At 39.0% G+C, this 19188-nt stretch carries 19 protein-coding genes and 1 pseudogene; 8 read left to right on the top strand and 12 right to left on the bottom strand.

The annotated features are described in order from the left end of the window. Positions 1–444: 444 nt before the first annotated feature. From Cabys_RS18955 to Cabys_RS18965, 3 genes are all read right to left on the bottom strand, one after another. Positions 445–924: an IS110 family transposase gene (locus Cabys_RS18955; protein WP_052304145.1), complete on the bottom strand. Its 480-nt coding sequence runs from the start codon at positions 922–924 to the stop codon at positions 445–447. A gap of 20 nt (positions 925–944) precedes the next feature. Then, the gene (locus tag Cabys_RS18960; RefSeq protein WP_071961310.1) at positions 945–2705 is read right to left on the bottom strand and encodes an IS1182 family transposase; all 1761 of its coding nucleotides are present in this window, start codon (positions 2703–2705) and stop codon (positions 945–947) included. 290 nt (positions 2706–2995) lie between these two features. After that, positions 2996–3814, bottom strand: coding sequence for an IS110 family transposase (locus Cabys_RS18965; RefSeq protein WP_044281039.1), 819 nt, complete (start codon positions 3812–3814; stop codon positions 2996–2998). 642 nt (positions 3815–4456) lie between these two features. Here Cabys_RS18965 and Cabys_RS18970 point away from each other — a divergent pair. From Cabys_RS18970 to Cabys_RS18980, 3 genes are read left to right on the top strand one after another with little or no spacing between them, the layout of a single operon-like run. After that, a complete protein-coding gene (locus Cabys_RS18970; protein ID WP_225868927.1) occupies positions 4457–5140 on the top strand; it encodes a succinate dehydrogenase cytochrome b subunit in 684 nt (227 codons plus the stop codon). Beyond that, positions 5137–7047 carry a fumarate reductase/succinate dehydrogenase flavoprotein subunit gene (locus Cabys_RS18975; RefSeq protein ID WP_006927722.1) on the top strand — a complete coding sequence of 637 codons (1911 nt, stop codon included), beginning with the start codon at positions 5137–5139 and terminating at the stop codon, positions 7045–7047. Before Cabys_RS18970 ends, Cabys_RS18975 begins: the two co-directional genes overlap by 4 nt. 11 nt (positions 7048–7058) lie before the next feature. After that, entirely contained in the window at positions 7059–7814 is a 756-nt protein-coding gene (locus Cabys_RS18980) for a succinate dehydrogenase/fumarate reductase iron-sulfur subunit (protein WP_006927721.1), read from the top strand. Positions 7815–7896: 82 nt separating this feature from the next. Here Cabys_RS18980 and Cabys_RS18985 read toward each other — a convergent pair whose 3' ends face one another. The 8 genes from Cabys_RS18985 to Cabys_RS19020 form a co-directional block, all read right to left on the bottom strand. Next, positions 7897–9342, bottom strand: coding sequence for an OmpP1/FadL family transporter (locus tag Cabys_RS18985; RefSeq protein WP_006927720.1), 1446 nt, complete (start codon positions 9340–9342; stop codon positions 7897–7899). A 28-nt stretch (positions 9343–9370) separates the two neighbouring features. Beyond that, complete coding sequence (locus Cabys_RS18990) at positions 9371–10390, bottom strand: hypothetical protein (protein WP_006927719.1); 1020 nt, start codon at positions 10388–10390, stop codon at positions 9371–9373. Positions 10391–10679: 289 nt separating this feature from the next. Continuing rightward, complete coding sequence (locus Cabys_RS18995; RefSeq protein ID WP_044281037.1) at positions 10680–10955, bottom strand: hypothetical protein; 276 nt, start codon at positions 10953–10955, stop codon at positions 10680–10682. A 125-nt stretch (positions 10956–11080) separates the two neighbouring features. Beyond that, positions 11081–11536 (bottom strand): hypothetical protein, encoded by a 456-nt coding sequence (locus Cabys_RS19000; protein WP_006927718.1) that lies wholly within the window; start codon positions 11534–11536, stop codon positions 11081–11083. Between the two features lie 22 nt (positions 11537–11558). Further along, positions 11559–12521 (bottom strand): RHS repeat-associated core domain-containing protein, encoded by a 963-nt coding sequence (locus tag Cabys_RS19005; protein ID WP_006927717.1) that lies wholly within the window; start codon positions 12519–12521, stop codon positions 11559–11561. A 127-nt stretch (positions 12522–12648) separates the two neighbouring features. Beyond that, on the bottom strand, positions 12649–12990 hold the full coding sequence (locus Cabys_RS19010; protein ID WP_006927716.1) for a hypothetical protein: 342 nt from the start codon (positions 12988–12990) through the stop codon (positions 12649–12651). Positions 12991–13008: 18 nt separating this feature from the next. Further along, positions 13009–14040, bottom strand: coding sequence for an RHS repeat-associated core domain-containing protein (locus Cabys_RS19015; RefSeq protein WP_006927715.1), 1032 nt, complete (start codon positions 14038–14040; stop codon positions 13009–13011). Positions 14041–14148: 108 nt separating this feature from the next. Next, positions 14149–14514: an HU family DNA-binding protein gene (locus Cabys_RS19020; RefSeq protein ID WP_006927714.1), complete on the bottom strand. Its 366-nt coding sequence runs from the start codon at positions 14512–14514 to the stop codon at positions 14149–14151. A gap of 157 nt (positions 14515–14671) precedes the next feature. On the opposite strand from Cabys_RS19020, the gene Cabys_RS19025 reads away from it, so the two are divergent. Beyond that, a complete protein-coding gene (locus Cabys_RS19025) occupies positions 14672–14944 on the top strand; it encodes a hypothetical protein (protein WP_044281015.1) in 273 nt (90 codons plus the stop codon). Positions 14945–15019: 75 nt separating this feature from the next. Then, a pseudogene (locus Cabys_RS20785) lies at positions 15020–15397 on the top strand (DNRLRE domain-containing protein); the annotation flags it as partial. 3 nt (positions 15398–15400) lie between these two features. Here the strand turns inward: Cabys_RS20785 and Cabys_RS19030 are convergent. Next, on the bottom strand, positions 15401–16987 hold the full coding sequence (locus Cabys_RS19030; RefSeq protein WP_006926562.1) for an IS1182 family transposase: 1587 nt from the start codon (positions 16985–16987) through the stop codon (positions 15401–15403). Between the two features lie 104 nt (positions 16988–17091). Here Cabys_RS19030 and Cabys_RS20355 point away from each other — a divergent pair, with 104 nt between their 5' ends. The 3 genes from Cabys_RS20355 to Cabys_RS19045 all read left to right on the top strand — a co-directional run bounded on the left by Cabys_RS20355 (position 17092) and on the right by Cabys_RS19045 (position 19178). Beyond that, the gene (locus tag Cabys_RS20355; RefSeq protein ID WP_006927713.1) at positions 17092–18414 is read left to right on the top strand and encodes an interleukin-like EMT inducer domain-containing protein; all 1323 of its coding nucleotides are present in this window, start codon (positions 17092–17094) and stop codon (positions 18412–18414) included. Between the two features lie 6 nt (positions 18415–18420). Then, complete coding sequence (locus tag Cabys_RS19040; protein WP_225868904.1) at positions 18421–18648, top strand: hypothetical protein; 228 nt, start codon at positions 18421–18423, stop codon at positions 18646–18648. 302 nt (positions 18649–18950) lie between these two features. Continuing rightward, positions 18951–19178 carry a hypothetical protein gene (locus Cabys_RS19045; RefSeq protein WP_006927711.1) on the top strand — a complete coding sequence of 76 codons (228 nt, stop codon included), beginning with the start codon at positions 18951–18953 and terminating at the stop codon, positions 19176–19178. Positions 19179–19188: the final 10 nt, after the last annotated feature.

A 19188-nucleotide genomic window follows, 5' to 3' on the forward strand; every position in this document is an offset into this window, starting at 1 on the left:
ACTCATCCCCCGTCCCGGGGCTGTCTCAAAAGCGAAATTAAATGCATATTTATTTAAATTCATGGTAAATCTTACATTAGCCCTCACCCCCTGCCCCCCTCTGATTTATTATAGTCAAATATTTTAATAATAAAGTTATTAACAATATGTTAATAACTGTAGAGGGTGTGGATATGTGGATAACTCATTTTTTACACACCTAACTCCTTTCTTTTTAATATGTTAATTATTGTGGATAACTTTTTCGCCTATTTTTTGAGATATTTTACCTTGTTCTACCCTGATATTCGAGAGTCTGTATTTTAACAGCTCTTATCTTACTTAATCGGAACTAAGGTAAATATGACGGGAAGCCTTTTTTTGCTCTCTTACCGAAGGTCATACTATCTGTATGCCTTTATGGGGGGGCCGAAGGTCTTCCCGCCATATCTCAAATTGTTGCTTTTAGGCTGCTTTATTTGATTTTTTATAGCCTTCTATGTAGAAACTATCATCTCTTACTAATGCAAAAATAATGGCTAATATCTTTCTGGATAACGCCGTTAAAGCCTTGGCGCTGGCCATCCCTTTCTCCTTATGTACCTGATAAACTTCTTGTAAGATACCTCTACTTGCATTGATGGCTATATAAAAAAGAGCTTTTCTTAATAAACTCCGACCGCGTTTGCTTATGTGATGTTTACCTTTATGTTGGCCAGAACTGACTTCATACAGGTTTAATCCCGCTATCTTCTCTAACTCACGATAACTTTTATATCTGCGGATATCTCCTAACTCTCCTATTAAAATGGCTGCGATTATGGGTCCTATCCCTTTTATGGATAATATGTTCCTGCTGTATGGCACTTCTTTTAAATAATTCTCTATCTCATCCTTTAGTGACTTTTGATAAGATTCTAAACGATCTATCTGGGGCTGTCCCAAAAGTCGATGAAAGTAAATTTTTATACAAAACATATTTTGGCGTTGAAGAGACAGGATGAATATTTAACAACTATTTTTTCCTTAATTTCTATAAAAAACCGCTCTAACGATTTTAAAATGGTATTTTTTGGGCCTAAATTTTGACACTGGCTTGCCCGGTTTAAATTAAAAAAGATGTTAGCGCTATACTTATACATCTCGTTAACTAAACCGTACTCTTTCATCTGATTAAACATCTTTTTTAAATTATACGCTACTGCTATTATACCAAATTCTGTTTTTACTTTCTCTAATCCTCTTAATAAAAAGCCCCTTATTCCAAGATTATGCTTTATTTGTCCAAAAATTGTTTCTATCTCCGAACCTCGTTTGCTGATTAATCTTCTTCCTTCTTCCGTATTCAATCGAGAACGAACCTGCTTTTTATAATCATTAAGCATGACATTTACTCTAACAACACGTGCAGTCTGGCCCTTGTAGCACTTTTCTTTCAATACACAGCCTTCACAACTCTCACTACGGTAAATACGATGCTTTACTTTAAATCCCGTCGACGTAACACTTTCCTGTTCTCCAACATATTCTAAATACCGACCGGCAGGACATTCATAGCGATCTAATTCAGGATCATACCGCATGTTATCTATCAAAAAAGGATTCTCTTTGTATGACTTCTTTTGCTCTTTGTAATAACTACTGTATTTGATATAAGCTTCTACACCTTCTGATTCCAAATATGCATAATTCTCCTCACTTCCATAGCCTGCATCGCCTATTACTCGATTTGGTTGCCTACCATAACAACGCTTGTATGACTCCATAAAGGGCTTTAATAATACGCTATCATTCGCGTTCTGATTTATCGTATAATTCACTATAAATTGATTCTCACTTCCTACCTGAACATTATAACTCGGAAGCAAATCCGTATTATTATGATGATCCCGCTTCTTACTCATAAAGGTAGCATCCGGGTCCGTCTGGCTATAGCTATTCCTACCATTTAGAAGCTTTCGTTGCTTTTCATATTTACGTTGGCGCGGTAAATAATCCTTCTCTATTTTATTTTTTGCTCTCTTTAATTCCTTATTGTCCGGTTCCTTTTTTAACCGCTCATTCAATATATCTACTATTTGTTCAATCTGATGAGAGCTTAAATTAACATCCTCTCCTAATTCTCCTAAATCTTTATTACCGTATAAACGATTCTCTAAATCATTCTCGCTATCTATCTTCTTTAGTAATTCCTTTAGCTTCTCTTGAAGTACTCTCTGGTAACGGTCTACATTCTTCTTCCAGACTGCCTTGTATTTATTCGCATTCGCCTGAAATTTGCTCCCGTCTATAAAAAGATCATTTAATTCGATATAGCCCAACTCCAATAATTGCTCAACTACATAGGTGAATACTTCCTCTATTTTTCCCTTCAATCGTGATGAACGAAAACGATTTATCGTCCTAAAATCCGGACGACTGTTCCCTGATAACCACATGAAATGAATATTCTCTCTTAAGGCCTTAGCTATCTGGCGCGAAGTAAATATCTTCTGCGTATAGGCATAAATGACTACTTTTAATAGCATCCGCGGATGATACGCGGCCCGACCGCCTCCTTTGTATTCTTTAATTAAAAAATCAATATCCATCTTGTCTATGATGGCATTGATAAACCGAACCATATGATTGGGTTCTATGAGCTCATCTAATGAAGGCGGAAGAATAGTAAGTTGGTTTTGATCGGTAGTTTTAAATGGGATTTTCCGACAACGTTTTGGCTTCATGGTTTTTATTTTAAATTTAATATTTTCAAACTATTAATGCAAGTTATTTTATGTGCTAAAGACAATAAATAGAACCAATTTAAATCTTGTTTTTATTCATGTTTTTTGGTTGAAATCTTTTACCTTTTCCATAATTTCGTATCACATTTACCAATAAAATTATATTTAAAAACCTGCATATTTATACATCTTGATTTACTTTTGGGACAGCCCCAGTTATTAACATATTGTTAATAACTTTATTATTAAAATATTTGACTATAATAAATCAGGGGGGCAGGGGGTGAGGGCTACTGTAAGATTTTTCCTATCTTTGTATAATTTTTCATTAGATGTCGCTTTTGGGACACCCTCTCCATTACAATGGACCGGGTTCCTTCTTTGATGCCTCCGCTCATCTTAGCAGCTTCATATAAAGCAAGGGCCTTTTCTTCACCTAATCGGTTTTTACTTACTGACTTTATTAGCTCTGTTAGCTTTGTTAAGCCTAAATCCAATATGAATTGAGGTAAAGTATAATGAGCCAAAAGATAACGTGAAGTCTTTGTAGTTAAATCTCTCATGACCTGAGAGAATTCCGGAAATATCTTAAATAACTGTCCCTCAATTCGATTATAACTCCTTCGTAGATCTTCAAGTATTTTCTCTCTTAAATGAACCAATTCGCGTAATTCCGCAAAAATTCCCTCTGGGATGATTACTGTTAAATATTTGTTTAATTCTATTATATCTGCTATGACCTTTGGGTCTTTTTTATCTGTCTTATTGGGACTATTGTCCGTTAATTCTTTCAGGCGCTTGGTATGCATCGGATTTATTTGTACAATCTCATAGCCCCTTCGATGTAGATAATGAATGAGCGCAAGCCCATAGCTGCCAGTGGATTCCAGGCCAAATAAACAATTCTTAAGACCGGTCTTTGCTCTGAAGCTTTCTACTTTTTTTAAAAAATATTCGAATCCTTTACCTGTGTTAAAAAACTTAAACACTTCTAACTCCTGACCATCTTTTGTACGTGCATAACCGTAATTAAATTTTTTGCCTATATCCACTGTAACTAATAAGGTTTCTTCGTTGAATTTTCTCTCTTTTTTGTTTATTTTCCCCATGACTATGCTCCTTTCTTTTTTTTTAAATCAGCTTACAATTTAAGGAGTATAGTCTTTTCTTTCATCCTTTTGTTGACAACTATAATATAGTAAGCTCTCCCGAAAATCGGGAGAGAGGGAATTAAAGGGGGTGAGGGAAAGAAAAAATTTATAAAAATACATCTTCTTTGACTTTTGGGACAGCCCCGGGCGTAAATTGCGCCGGTTTATTTAGCTTTTGTCTTAAATGTTAAATAATTTTCTGCGATTATTTCAGTAATCTGCAAGAAAATTACTTTGCGCACGTTGCGGTTGGTTTTTAGTTGCGGCTATGCTACCCTTGACTGTTTTACGGCCAAAAATTTTTCCGAAATAAGAGCAGCTTAGAGAAAAAAGACAGAATATTAAAACAATCAAACCGCTTATTTAGGCCATTTTCAAACTTTTACTGCCTCTTAAAATAATTTTGTTGAATTAATTTAACTCTTTGTAAAAAGAAGAAATTATTATTGCTACAATTTGTGAAAAGTAGTATATTCTCACGGAAAAGTGGTTTGCTCATTATCCTGCAATTTGGGGGCAAACCATTAAAGGCGCCCAAAGATGGAAAGTATTCAACGGGGATTGTAACCATAAATATGGAGTTGGCCTATGCAATTTAAAATGATTTTGACGTCTTCTTTATCCAAGAAGATCTTCATGAGCATTGCGGGCTTGGTATGGACAGGATTTTTGCTGATTCACCTGATTGGTAATCTGCAATTATTGAACACCGATCCTGATCCATTTAACAAGTACGCGTATTTTTTGACACATCAGTCGGGGGCGATTATTTATTTTGCCGAATTTTTACTGATCTTTTTTTTGTTAGCGCATCTGGGTTACGGCATCTGGGTACAAATCGGGAACTGGCGCGCCAGGCCCCAGGGATATTCAATGGTTACCTGGGCAAAGGGTAAAAGCCGACGCTCGTTTGGGTCGGTAACCATGATTTACACCGGTGTTCTGATTTTCATTTTCATCATTTTTCATCTATTACACTTTAAATATGGGAACGTGACTATGTACACGCCGGATGGTTATACGCACCAAATTCCCAATCTCTACCAAACCGTAATAGAATTTTTTCAGAATCCATGGAATGTTGCCTTTTACGTTATTATTATGATTTTAGTCGGCTTTCATCTAAGTCATGCTGTGTGGAGCGCATTTCAGTCCCTTGGGCTGGGCAGTAAATGGTTCACTTCATTCATTTACACGGTTGGTGCTTTATACGCCATCATCGTTTCCTTTGGATTTGTATTTTTGCCGATCTGGATCTACTTCACGAGAGGAGGCGCATTATGAAATTAGATTCCAAAGTACCCAGCGGGCCCTTATCGGAGAAATGGGACATCCATAAGAACAACCTGAAGCTGGTCAGCCCTAAAAACAAACGGAAATTTTCCGTTATCGTTGTTGGCACCGGTCTGGCGGGGGCGTCTGCCGCGGCTTCGCTTGGCGAGTTGGGTTACAAAGTAACCACTTTTTGCATTCAGGATTCACCGCGCCGCGCGCACAGCATCGCCGCACAGGGTGGAATTAATGCCGCTAAGAATTATCAGAATGACAACGACAGCATCTGGCGTCTGTTTTACGACACCATAAAAGGCGGTGATTACCGCGCCAGGGAAGCGAATGTTTATCGCCTGGCGCAGGTCAGTAATAATATTATTGATCAGGCTGTGGCGCAGGGCGTGCCATTTGCCAGGGAATATGGCGGCTATTTTGCCAATCGCTCATTTGGCGGCGCATTGGTTTCGCGCACTTTTTATGCCCGCGGTCAAACAGGGCAGCAGTTGCTGCTGGGCGCATACAGCGCTTTGATGCGTCAGGTGGATGAAGGCACCGTTAATCTGCTGCCGCGCAGAGAGATGGTTGATCTGGTTGTAATTAACGGCAAAGCGCGCGGCGTTGTGGTTCGCAACCTGATTACCGGAGAACTGGAATCGTACTGGGCAGATGCGGTTATTCTGGCCACCGGCGGTTACGGGGTTGCTTATTACCTTTCCACCAACGCCATTAATTCTAATGGTTCGGCCATCTGGAAGGCGCACAAAAAAGGCGCTTTTTTCGGCAACCCCTGTTACGTGCAAATTCACCCCACCTGCATTCCGCGTTCCGGCGATTATCAGTCGAAGCTCACCTTGATGAGCGAAAGTTTACGGAACGACGGGCGGGTTTGGGTGCCAAAGAAAAAAGGCGACAAACGCCATCCGAACGATATTCCTGAAGAAGAGAGAGATTATTATCTGGAACGCAAGTATCCGACTTATGGTAACATGGTGCCTCGCGACGTGGCTTCGCGCAACGCCAAAATGGTCTGTGATGAAGGGCGCGGCGTCGGTGAAACAGGCATGGCCGTTTACCTGGATTTCCGTGACGCCATTCGTGATTTTGGCCGCGAAACCATAGAAGAGCGCTACGGCAATCTTTTTGAAATGTACAAAGAGATCACCGGCGAAGACGCCTACGAAGTTCCGATGCGCATTTATCCGGCGGTGCATTACACCATGGGCGGCCTGTGGGTCGATTACAACCTGATGAGCACCATTCCCGGTTTATTCGTATTGGGCGAAGCCAACTTTTCTGACCATGGCGCAAACCGGCTGGGAGCCAGCGCATTAATGCAGGGTCTGGCTGACGGTTACTTTGTCATCCCTTACACCATTGGCGATTATTTTGCCAGCACACAACTGGAAAAAGTCAACGAAGAGCACGAAGCCTTTAAAGAAGCCAAAGAAGAAGCCCGCAAACTTTATGAAAAGCTCCTCTCCATCAAGGGTACTAAAACCGTTCGTGAATTTCATCGTGAATTAGGCGATATTATGTGGAATAAAGTTGGTATGTCGCGCAACGAACAGGGCCTAAAAGAAGCGATAGAGGAGATCAAAAAATTACGCCAAGAATTCTGGAACAACGTGCGCGTGGCCGGCGGAATGAACACTATGAATAAAAACTTAGAGATGGCCGGCCGGGTGGCGGATTTTCTGGAGATTGGCGAATTAATGGCTATCGATGCGCTGCACCGTAAGGAATCCTGCGGCGGGCACTTCCGTGAAGAGAGTCAGACGCCTGAAGGCGAAGCGCTGCGTGACGACGAGAACTTTTCTTATGTGGCGGCATGGGAATTCAAAGAACTTGGAGACTGGGAGCTACACAAAGAAGAGCTAAAATTTGAATATGTAACACCCACCCAACGCAGCTACAAGTAAGGAGGCAGGCTATGGAAAAGAAAACAATAACCATACATTTAAAAGTCTGGCGTCAAAAGGATGCAAGTTCGCGTGGCGAATTTAAAAATTATCTGGTTAAAGATGTCAATCCCGACATGTCTTTTCTGGAGATGTTGGATGTATTGAATGAAGACCTGATCAAAAAAGACGAAGAACCGATTGAATTCGATAATGACTGCCGTGAGGGCATTTGTGGAATGTGCGGCGCGGTAATCAACGGCACAGCGCACGGCCCTAAAAGCGGAACCACCACCTGCGACATCCGCATGCGCATGTTTAAAGACGGCGATACCATTGTGGTTGAGCCATTCCGGGCAAAGGCCTTTCCGGTGATAAAAGACCTGGTTGTCGATCGTAGCTCACTGGATCGGATTATGTCCAAAGGTGGCTACACCTCGGTAAGAACCGGCGGGGTTCCGGAAGCGCTGAGCATCCCGGTGCCTAAAGAGAATGCCGATGAAGCGATGGACATGGCCGCCTGCATCGGCTGCGGCGCCTGTGTTGCCGCCTGCCCCAATGCATCTGCTGCGTTGTTTGTGGGCGCTAAAGTTTCTCAGCTGGCCCTGCTGCCTCAGGGCAGACCGGAAGCGGCCCGACGCGTGGAACGTATGGTGGCCCAAATGGACGAAGAAGGTTTTGGCGCCTGCTCCAATCACGGTGAGTGTGAAGCGGTTTGTCCTAAAGAAATTTCCATTACGGCCATCGCGCGCATGCGCAGAGAATACTGGAAAGCGATGTTCAAGTAAAGCGTGCAATGCTTTTAAATTGAAAAAGGCATCTCGAATTTATTCGAGATGCCTTTTTGTGTTTCAGGGGCCTTAATTTGCTTTAAAAACTGTAGCGCAATCCGACCTGGATTCTGTCAATCTGATATTTTTCATGGGTTGCCATGGGCTCTAAACTCTGATCGTAATCCCAGTCGTAACGATAGTACTTATCCGTTTCGTAGATTCCCCGGATTACCGCCACATCGATTTGTGTGTTTTTGCTAATTATGAATCCTGCGCCAACCGACACATATGTTTTATCGAAAGATTTTTCGGAATCTTTAATGGGCGACGGCACATATCGATACCCTGCTCTTAGCTGTAATGAATTATTCAATATTGAAAGCTGGGCGCCCAATGAATAGGAAAAAACGTCGGTCAAAATTAGAGGAGCCATATCGTTTTGACGTGTAAAATAGGTTTCGTAGCCGGCAGGGGCATCATCACCTTTTTCCAGTTCAAGCTGCGTCCAGTCAACATAGCGTCCGGAAGCTGCCAGCAATAGATTTTTGAATGTATATGAAAATCCAAGATCAAATTTAAACGGCACCTTGATGTTGTAATTGAACTGACCGAGACTGTCGTAGGGCTCAACAAAGCGATAGGTTGCATCCTCGCCAATGACGTAAACATCATAGGAAAGTTCGTCCGCATAGGTCCAGGTTTCGTCCACAGAAAGCTTCATGGGAAAGGTAATATTAGCTCCCACGCGCAGATTTTGATTCAAGCGCCAGAGCCCGCCAAGTTTGAGTTCAATCCCCGAATAGTCTGTGGAGATCAGTTGTTCGATCTGATAGTAGTTGTAGTAAAAATTTTCTATGAGCTGGCCGTCGGCATCGTAAATATCATAACTATTGGTTCCCCTGGCATCTTCCTGAAGATATTTAAGTCGATAATCGCTTGAGCCGCCAATAAAATTAACGGTGGCGCCGGCTGAAAAATTGGGAGCCAGATCGATGGCGCCGCCAATGGACCACTGCGACAGATGACCGTCTTCTTTAATATTTTGTGAAAGATTCAGATCGGCATCGAATGGCAGAATTAATCCATCATAACCCAGATCATTGTAAATGGAAAAAGCCAGGTCATTGCTGTTGGGGTTGAAACCGGAAAATTGCACAATTTTGTTCAAATCTTTCGTGCGCTGGTAGCCCAGGGCCAGAACCATGCTTCCACGCCGAACGGGAAAAGGATAAACATAACCAAAGCTTTGAAACTTAGTGTAGCCCTGATCGAGGGTTGTTTTATTGCCTAAAAAGGTCGTTTCTGTATTCAACTTGAGATGGTTGAGCGAGCCGTACATCTGCTGCATTTTAATCTGAGCCAGGCCGGCCGGGTTCCAATAAATGGCCGAATAATCATCGGCAATTGCCGTAAAGGCATTGCCCAGCGCGGCGGCTTTTACGCCAAATCCGCTCTCGTTTTCAACGAGGAGGGTCGCCTCTTCCACCGTCTGGGCGAAAACGTTAACAGTAAAGAATAAAATCAATGCCACAATGCGCTTCATAGTCGTTACCTTCCTTAGAATTCGTTAGTTATTTTCTACTTTTGCTTGTACGCGAAGAACTGCGCGTGGTAGTAGCCGAGCGTGACGAACTGCGCGAAGAGCTGGAGCGAATGGTGCTCGTGGATCGATGGCTGCTGCTGCGCGACGGCGTACTGTACGTTGGACGGGGCGCCGAACTTCTGCGCGTGTTGGTGTAAGTCGAACGGCTGCTTCCGTAGGATTTATTCGTAGAGCGAGCTTGTGTTTTGATCATCTTACGCGAAGTGGCCTTTGGCTGTTTTACGGTTGTTTTTGGTTTGGTGGAACGAATTGTGGTGATGGGATAGTATTTCCGTTCGTTTCTTGTTTTTTTGCGAATCACCGTTGACTTTTTTGTTGTTCTTTCGGTCGTTCCTTTTCTTACAACCGTTCTATTCGACTCCGTACTACGCGTCGTTTTTCGAATATCCGTATTGCTAATGGTTTTACGAACACTTGTACGGGAAGCGCTTTTCGAGGTCAGGCTACCGGAAGTTCGAGTCGGTAAAAAGGTTGCATCTCCGACGGAGCGGTCGTCCCCGCCAGTTTTAGATATTCGAACGCGTTTACTGCCGCCGCCGCGTAAAAGGGAGCCGTCTTTAACAAAAGGGCGCGGTCCGTAAGGCGTGGTGTAAACAGGGCCTCTGTTCCATGCCCAGTAATCATAATAATAATCCCAATAAAAAGGATCATAAACGATTAGCCCCGGATACATCCAGTATGGGCCAATTGGGCGGATGGGATAGAAAACGTGGGGCCAGTAACCGACGTAAGGATAATACCAATCACTCCACAACCACCAGCTATCATAAAATCCGATATGCATACCCATATTAAAGTCATACGGTACGTCGTTGTAGAAGTTTTGGACAATTACTGGCGATCCATCTGTGTAAATGGTATCGCCCGGCGGATAGTAGTAATCTTCGCTTTGATAGACTTCGCGCTCCACTAACGCTAACTGCGTGTAACACGAGGTCATCAAAAAGATTCCGCCCAGCAACAGAGTTAATATTTTTATGGTTCTCATGGCAACCACCTTTATTTTGTTTATTTCACCCATTTATAATACAAACTTCATGCCATAACCAATATATGGCTAAAAGCCTTGTTCTTCAAACCTTTTTCTTATACGCCGGATACCTAAAATAGTTTACGCTGTTAACAACGGCCGCCCTATGTAAACAAGGTTTACAATGCAGCCTCGTGTGGCAGGTTAGTTTTAAGGAAAGAAGGATTATGACAGATAAGTAATGATATGGTGGGCGGGGGGAGGTATATTGGGCTCATCAAAAGTGAGACAGCTGAAAAGTGGAGAATCAACGGAACGGATTGGATATTTTTGGTAACAATCCCGCCACATCATAATGGTTAACCGGAATATTCGCAACAAAGTTGTACGGCGACTGGTCGGGTGTCTGTAAATACAGAGGCTCCACCCGGTTCCAACGGCCTATTTCCGTATCGCTCCGAAAGGAGTCCCTTACGGGATACACACGTAAACCGTAATGGTATTTACTCAGGCTGCCCATGGTTTCCATTTCCTTGCCGCTGTATTTGTAGCGGTCGTTGGAATTGCCATCGTTATAGCACATACCGGGCGTCTTTCTTGCTTAGTTTAATTTTTCCACTACATTCCAATAGACATTTCTGCTAAATAAATCTTTCTAATAAAAAAGTAACGTTTACTAACTGCTTATTAAGCCAAATGTTATGCTATTTATGGCGCTTTCATCACCTCAAATAGTTTTTCTTCTCTATTCCAAAAAATGTATATGGGATCAGAAATATTTTTCCCTTTTTTATGTAGCGCATATAAAACCATATGATCATTTTTTAAAACAATAGCTTTGTATCCCCAAAAATCAATAGGATAAACTTCAACATCTATTCCCCCTTTGTTCTTTAGTACACAACTTTCAATAGAGTACAGTGTATCAATACCGTTTTTTGAATCAAATATATAAAGGGTGTCAAACACACCTTTTTCTTTATCAACAAAATGTACAAATACTTTTCCTAAAATTATAGAATCCATTTTAAATTCATGAATTAACAAAAAATTATTATCTAACTTTGATATGACGATTTGGTTATTATTATTTTCTTTTTCCGTTCTTTTGGTTTGACCTATACAAAAAGAAACAATCATAATTACTAAAATAAATATTTTCATTTTCAATCCCCCATTTAATTATCTAATTTCCTAATATTTTTTTCCAATTCCAACTCCTTAGATATATTACTCCTCCTCTCCTAAAAGTATATCTGTTTAACCAAGTATGTGGTCTTAATTCAATTATCCTATTCTGCTGAGATGGGTGAACCATATTATATTGATCAATTATTGTAGTGACATGATCTATTATACCATCATTTGTATAATCATAAAAGAATATATTGCCTCTTGAAACATAATTAGAAGGTTGTGAATAAAGATGGAATAATTGATCCGCCGTATAATCTCCAAAATTTGGATTTATAGTTATTCTTAATCCATGACAAACTGCTCCAGAGCAGTCATAACTTTCGGGCCCATTTCCCCCCAATTTATATGGCTTACCTACTAAGTTTAAAATTTCTAATGCAAATTTTTCATTAGCCCAGTCCCAATCATCATCAAAATTAATATGAAAATTTATTTTGCTTAATTGATCGCCTGGATCATCTATTATTTGAATTGCCTGCGAAGTTAATAAATTGTCATAAAAATCAATATATTGTTCAATCAATTGTACTGATATTTGATAATATGTTTCAGTTAATGCTCTAATAGATGCTTCTTTATATTCTCTCGACATAGCATCAGTGATTCCATTAAACGAGGCACTAAAATCTTTCCCTGATACTATTACTGTACCTTGGCCATCACCAAAAGCACGCACTCCACCTCCATCTACTGCAAAATCTCCTGTCACTCCCATCTGATACTCTGCACTCCAATTAAGAGTCCATTCAAGATGCCAGATAAATTGTATATCATTGGTAAACAATCCCGCCACATCATACTGATTAACCGGATTATTGTACACAAAATTGTACGGCGACTGGCCGGGCGTCTGGTAATACAGGGGATCCACACGGTTCCATCTTCCAATTTCAGGATCGTATTCACGAAAGCCGTAATGGTATTTGCTTAGATTGTTCATGGTCACATTCATTAGAACTGATATGGGAATTTTTGATTGAATTCATTTACTTTTTGTTAAAAAACTTTATATAACAATAAGGGCAGCAGGATTGGCCCTAAAATTGAAATAAATAAATAAATTACTACCAACCACCCTTTTATTTTTTTTGTTTCACAGAGTCTTTTGCTAACATTGCCTTAAATTCTTTAAAGTTATTTTTTTTATAGATTTTTCTATACCTTAAATGATTAATCAATAAAAAAAATATTGCTAAAGGAATACCAATTATATATTTATTCGTGTGTAGTTCAAGGAAATTAAAAAGAGTTTCAAAAATATTAAATTTTTGGAAGATTAATAATAAATCTCCAACTAAAGTAATTTGCGACATAGCAGTAAGATTAATCGCATTTTCTAAAGGATCATCATTCTTCTTTTTTTTGAAAAAAATAAAAATTCTATAAAAAATATAATCATAGATTTTGAATATTTTGGTCATAAATATTTCCCTCTTTGATTAATTCCAACTAAATTTTTTATTAACAAAATGATCTAAACGTTCTGATAACGATACTCCCGTAAGTACTTTGAAACCAATATCTGTAACAATATAAGCTCCAGCTACTAAAGATCCCACTCCTGTTGTAACAGAAACCACACCTAAGCCTATATCTAAAATATTTGATGCTTTTAGTTCTCTTTTTAATATTACATCCCCTACTGTTAATGCAAGACCGCCCAATGTTAATCTCCTACTCAACTTTTTATAAGGTTCTAAAGCTTCACCAACTATTTTATAACTTCTGGCATAGCCGCCTGGTTTTTTTAAATATGACCTTAAATAAATTTTTCCATTTTTTGCCTTCCAATACAATTCATTATGAAAAGCATTGCCTTTATAACCTAAATATGTACCTACAGTACCAACACCTGAGATCAATGCCCCAATTATATTTTTATTATTATGATAGTTTCCATTATAGTTTTTAATTGAATAATCTAAAATTTCCCATTTTGTTGCAATAACGTCTGCATCATCCGATTGATAAGAAATGGCTTGCTCATCTGGATAATACCCGTAAATTACCACATATTGTCCATCATATAAGAAAGATACCATCTCAGAATAGTTATTTAAAATATCTCCCTTAATCCAGGCTTCATTAATCATAGCACGTAATTGGTCATCAGATATTGAACCACCGCCGATGACACCACCATAACTCTCAACTTCACTATAATCGGGAGCTTGACTAAATTCAGCTCCCCATCCTGCAAACTTTAAGGTAAAAAAGGCTTTTAGTTCAGTATTTGTAACTAATCCCATCACATCGTATGAATTAACCGGATTATTGGAAACAAAGTTGTACGGAGACTGGCCGGGCGTCTGGTAATACAGGGGATCCACACGGTTCCATCGGCCTATTTCCGGATCATACTCACGAAAACCATAATGGTATTTGCTTAAGCTTCCAACAGTCTCTAATTCTTTGCTATTGTATTTGTAGCGGTCGTTGGAATTGCCTACATTATAGTAAATACCGGGCATCTCGATCAATTGGTTATTGGTTTCACTTCGATCTGCATGGCAAATGGATAACCACGAATGTGGTAGATTGAACTGTCGTTGGAAAAAGAGAAGGGAAGCGCGCTAAAATTATTCGGTTTGCTCTTCCAGTTCACTTAAACTTTTCCCTAAATTCTCCCTATGTGTTATTTTATGTTTAAGATTATTTTTTTGCAAATTTAATTCCCGCACCAGCGACTTATCGGCCTTAAAACGGATTTGTAAGGTGCCGTCCAGTTTAATGCTTGGACGAAAAATGCCGATGCCTTCCAGCCTAACCGGACGAGCAATGGATAAATTATAGAGCAGTACATCACTTAAAGCATAAATAACCGCAATGATATCAGGAGGGCTTAATGTAGAACGTTCAGCAATGTATTTAGCCATATCTCTTGTCTCAAGCGGCTTTTCCAGTTTCAAACGGGGAAAACGATCATTAACCTGTGATAAAGGCATGTTGTTTTCCTTTTCTTAAAACCTTTTTAAGAAAAGATACGTACAAATAATTAAAAATTCAATGAGTTTCTAATAATTTTCATTGGATATTTTTTTAAACTCAATGAGTTTTTATCGTATTATGGTAACATTTGTATAATAAGTTTAGGATACTTTTTTGAAAAGATCTATCTTGCAAGTGCAGGACGAAGTGAAGGCCAACACAGTAAATCCATGCCAAGTTGGATGGTTAAATGGGAATGGATGGCCTAAAACTCACCTGCCGTTTCTATGGTGGAAGAATTTGTTTCTCGCTAATCGCGCAGATTTTTTTTATTTTTCTGAGAGTATCTGCGTAAAAAAGAATTGTGATTTAAAAATCTCTTTGCGGTTGATTATATTAAAAATTTTGGCTGCGGGTGTGCTGCCTTGGATTGTAATAAAACCATAAAAAATTTTTCACCTGATTAAATACATTTTTATTATTTCAGATATTATCGTTCTTTGAAATAGTTTAACAGTTTATCAACACGGCGGCGGCAATAGCTACCGCGCTTCCCAATCTGCAACCTATTTAAGACGTGTAACAGAACCATGGGACGAACAAACCATTACCTGGAACAATCAACCTTCTTCAACAATTGCCGATCAGGTAAGCGTTCCGGCTCCAGCCACTACAACTTCCGATTTTGAAATCGATGTGACCAATCTGGTACGGATAATGAACGACGGACAAAGCAACCACGGCTTTTTGTGGATATTAAATCCTGAGCAAAAGTGGCGCAGCGTGTTTGCCGCCTCGTCCGATTACTCCTATCCGGCCAAACGCCCGAAGTTGGGGTTAAGTATCGGAGCGCAGCGGAGATCCCGCTCCGGAGGCTGTTGCATGGGGGGGAGGAATTAATGCTTATATTCTCCGATATTGATAATTTTTTCTCATTCTTAAGCGTTGGGCAAAATATAGAATTAAAAACGCCAAAATATTCTTTGAAAATAAAATTAATAGATCATCTTTTTCTTGTGATGCTGTTATAAACGCTGCTAAACGTTTCCCTAACATATTTTTAAATAGAACATTAATATTATGCCCAATACACATTAACGTAAATTCACTACGAACATTATTAAGACCAGATAAGGAAAATCCACGATAGCCTAAATTATGCTTCAAGTTACCAAAAACAGGTTCAACTGTCACCGAACGCTTCTTTAGTCGTTCCTGCGCCGCTGAAGTTTGTAACTTTTTCGCCATACGTTCGCAATAACTCTCATTAACTGAACGATGGATTTGCTTAACTTTCTTTTTACTGGAAATACATAAATTAATTAAGGGACAGTCCTGACAATCATTGGAACGATATACGATCCGTTCGCTATTCCTCTCAACTGGAAAAAGCTTCTTACCCGTCGGACATTCATAGTAATCTCCCTGTTCATGATACACAAAATCACTTCGTTTTAGTTTTCTTTCTTCTTTTTGCAATTCTTCCTTGGAGGTTGGTGTCTCCTTTATCGAACGATTGGATAACTGGGGATCGGCTATTACGGCATCAATCTGCTTTTCTTCCAATTCTTTTAGGTCTGTGCTATTGTGATAACCGGAATCGGCCGTGTAAGATCGCTTATCATCTGAACCAAGATTCTTCTCTACTTGTTCTTGAATCGGTATGAATTGACCCTGGTCGTTGGGCTGGCTTACGACTTCATGAGCTACTATTAAATGACTGGACATATCTACGCCTAATTGTGCGTTATAGCCCGGTCCATCCACCGAAGGCATCATGCGGGCATCCGGCTCTTTTACATTTATTTGATGTCTTGAACGGTGTTCTGATTTGAGCTGTTTCTTACGCTCTTTCAATTGGGCTTTACGTTCTAATATCTCTTTCTCTAAGCGCTCAAGCCGTTCTTTCTCCGCTCGAAGAGTTTCTAAATCTAATTCATCCGTGGCCCCCTGTTCTACAAAATTACAGCGCTGCATGTATTGCTTGATCTCTGCTCTTAACTTCTCTATACGTTTGTCTAATTGATCCTCAGTGTAGCCATGACGCTTACTGCTGTGCGCTTTGATTTTCGTGCCATCTATGGCTATCTGGTTGAAACTACTTATGCCTTCGGCCTGGGCAATTAAAAGTATCTCTACAAAATATTGGTCTAATAAATCCAAATGTGCCTTGCGAAAACGACTTAATGTACTATGATCCGGATGCTGATTCCCAGTGATATAAATGTAGCGCGTATCATATTTACACAATTCCTCCAGCTTACGGGTGCTGGTAATGCCGTTACTATAAGCATAAAACCATAAGGCAAGCATCATGTCTGGGGCATAAGAATCACCGCCTTGTGAACTATAACGGGAATAAAGTGCACTTAAATCAAGGCGCGAAACCAACTCCACTACAAATCGACTCTTTGGATCGTCTCTGGCAAAATCTTCCACACTATAGCCAAAGAGATTCATTTGTGAGCGATTATAAGTAATAAAACTCATGGAATTCCTTTGTTATTACTTGTTTTATCTGTCGCCCAGAATTTACAAATTTTTTGAATTTTACTCAAACTGAATTTGCAACAGCCTCTCCGGCGGGACAGCCGATGAAGAAGTATTTCTATTTAAAGGATCACCTCGGCAACATTCGTGTAACCGTTGATGAAAACGGAGATGTTGAGGGTTATAATGACTATTATCCATTCGGACTGCAAATGCCCGGTCGTTCCATGAACAACGCTCTGGCCACGGATATGTACAAATACAGCAGTAAGGAATTAGATGAGGAAGGGCTTACGGGCTATACACCATTTAGTGTGCGGGTGATTTCCAAAGGTTATTTAGACGGAAATGCTGCTGCAATTTATGTGAACGATTCGTATATTAGCGGCAGTGGTTTATATGCCAGAGGTTATACGATTGTTGTGGTCGATGAAAACGGTACCGTTGTGGATAAAGCCCATTTTGACACCTATAGCTCCACAGCCGAAGCAGATGCCATGGCAGATTTCATTAATAACGTAGCGACTGGTCACTATGTTATTGGCGTAATAAAAGATGACGGTAGTCAGAGTATGACAGAAAATGCCTATAATGCCTTAGCCAGCGTCGGCTGCCAGCACAGTCGGGAAGTGGGCTTTCGTTATTCGTATGCTTTTATAGGCAAAAAAGGCGAAAGTAGTTGCGGTTATGAAGCTTATGCTCCTGCGGGTCAGGGGTTTGTGGATAAAAGGATTGGAGAGTTGCAACCACTGGCCTTGTATTACTTTGGTGCCCGCTACTACGACCCGGCCATTGGGCGGTGGCTGAGTGTGGATCCGTTGGAAGAAAAATATCCTGGCATATCACCTTATGTATTTACTCTTAATAATCCAATAAAGTATTATGATCCGGATGGGAAGCAGGTTCGTACAGAGACTTTGCCTTATTATGAAAAATATAAAAATAATTTAAATCAACCAATGCCAATTCAATTAAGGAATTTTTACAAAAAATTTTACACATTAACTTTTGATATAGGGGCAATGATTGCATTCCCTTCGAGTAGAGTATTAAGTAGTGAATTCTCTTTTGCAGGAGCAATGTTTAATTTTTTTACTAGTAACAATTCTACTGATAATATAATATCTTTTTCTACTTTCATTATAGGTCTACCTATTAAAAAATCAATACCAGCATATTCTATTTTCGCCTTTCAATTGGCATATGACCTCAAAATAATTGATTTAAATTTCAAGGTTTCGAATAATAAAAATAATTTTAGTGATGGAACAGTTAAACAGGATAATACAAAGGTAGTAATAGATTGGAATTCTTATATTAAAAATAAGTTGGGAATATATTATTCATCACCTTATGAATTATGGCAAGAAGTACAAGAAAAAGAAAAAAAGGAACAAAATGAGAAAAAAGAAAAAAATAATGATTAAGATGTTTTGGAGAGATTTAAAATGAATTATGAATTATTTATATCAATTGTATTAATAATTGTTGGAGTATTATATACTTTTTTCAATGAAAAAATAACAAAACTTGAAGATAAACCACAAGAAAGAAAAAAATGGGAACTTAGTGTAGAAGAACAAAGGGCAAGGATGAAAATTGTTGGAATTGGTTGTTTAGTTATTGGTTCAATATATTTAATAATTCAATTATTGAAATAACGTTTTAAATTTGAATTTTTAGTTTATTAAATAGGCTTTAAAATTTTTTATTTTTCCAAAAATATATTAAGCTAAAAATTGTAGGTTTTTGGTGTTATTAAAGAATGAACAGTAATACTGTATTTTTTTATTGCTACTTCCAATTAAACCGATCCGAAAATTGAGCTGGAGTTTAGTGTGAATCTTAAAATATAAAATTCTGTTGAAGTGCCTCTTAATGTTTTAAATCTAAAAAATGTATATTATTTTAAGTAAGAAGGAGTAAAAAAGGAACAAAAGGATTAATTTTTTGGAGATTTAAAATGAATTATAAATTATTTATGTCAATAGTATTAATAATTGTTGGGATTTTATTTACTTTTTTCAATGAAAAAATGTTAGATATTATAGGTCGATCAGAGAATGGAAATAAATGGGAAATTAGTAATTACGAACGAAAAACTAGTATGAAAATCGGTGGAATAGGTAGTTTGTTTGTTGGATCATTATATTTATTCTTACAATTAATAAAAACTATTTTTAAAATTTAGTTTTATTAAA

Source organism: Caldithrix abyssi DSM 13497, from assembly GCF_001886815.1.
GTDB lineage: Bacteria > Calditrichota > Calditrichia > Calditrichales > Calditrichaceae > Caldithrix > Caldithrix abyssi.

What these genes read in the sequence shown, in the direction of transcription:
- Cabys_RS18960 (WP_071961310.1), bottom strand. Translation starts at nt 2,705, where the DNA reads ATGAAGCCAAAACGTTGTCGGAAAATCCCATTTAAAACTACCGATCAA.
- Cabys_RS18965 (WP_044281039.1), bottom strand. Translation starts at nt 3,814, where the DNA reads ATGGGGAAAATAAACAAAAAAGAGAGAAAATTCAACGAAGAAACCTTA.
- Cabys_RS18970 (WP_225868927.1), top strand. Translation starts at nt 4,457, where the DNA reads ATGATTTTGACGTCTTCTTTATCCAAGAAGATCTTCATGAGCATTGCG.
- Cabys_RS18975 (WP_006927722.1), top strand. Translation starts at nt 5,137, where the DNA reads ATGAAATTAGATTCCAAAGTACCCAGCGGGCCCTTATCGGAGAAATGG.
- Cabys_RS18980 (WP_006927721.1), top strand. Translation starts at nt 7,059, where the DNA reads ATGGAAAAGAAAACAATAACCATACATTTAAAAGTCTGGCGTCAAAAG.
- Cabys_RS18985 (WP_006927720.1), bottom strand. Translation starts at nt 9,342, where the DNA reads ATGAAGCGCATTGTGGCATTGATTTTATTCTTTACTGTTAACGTTTTC.
- Cabys_RS18990 (WP_006927719.1), bottom strand. Translation starts at nt 10,390, where the DNA reads ATGAGAACCATAAAAATATTAACTCTGTTGCTGGGCGGAATCTTTTTG.
- Cabys_RS18995 (WP_044281037.1), bottom strand. Translation starts at nt 10,955, where the DNA reads ATGTGCTATAACGATGGCAATTCCAACGACCGCTACAAATACAGCGGC.
- Cabys_RS19000 (WP_006927718.1), bottom strand. Translation starts at nt 11,536, where the DNA reads ATGAAAATATTTATTTTAGTAATTATGATTGTTTCTTTTTGTATAGGT.
- Cabys_RS19005 (WP_006927717.1), bottom strand. Translation starts at nt 12,521, where the DNA reads ATGAATGTGACCATGAACAATCTAAGCAAATACCATTACGGCTTTCGT.
- Cabys_RS19010 (WP_006927716.1), bottom strand. Translation starts at nt 12,990, where the DNA reads ATGACCAAAATATTCAAAATCTATGATTATATTTTTTATAGAATTTTT.
- Cabys_RS19015 (WP_006927715.1), bottom strand. Translation starts at nt 14,040, where the DNA reads ATGCCCGGTATTTACTATAATGTAGGCAATTCCAACGACCGCTACAAA.
- Cabys_RS19020 (WP_006927714.1), bottom strand. Translation starts at nt 14,514, where the DNA reads ATGCCTTTATCACAGGTTAATGATCGTTTTCCCCGTTTGAAACTGGAA.
- Cabys_RS19030 (WP_006926562.1), bottom strand. Translation starts at nt 16,987, where the DNA reads ATGAGTTTTATTACTTATAATCGCTCACAAATGAATCTCTTTGGCTAT.
- Cabys_RS20355 (WP_006927713.1), top strand. Translation starts at nt 17,092, where the DNA reads ATGAAGAAGTATTTCTATTTAAAGGATCACCTCGGCAACATTCGTGTA.
- Cabys_RS19045 (WP_006927711.1), top strand. Translation starts at nt 18,951, where the DNA reads ATGAATTATAAATTATTTATGTCAATAGTATTAATAATTGTTGGGATT.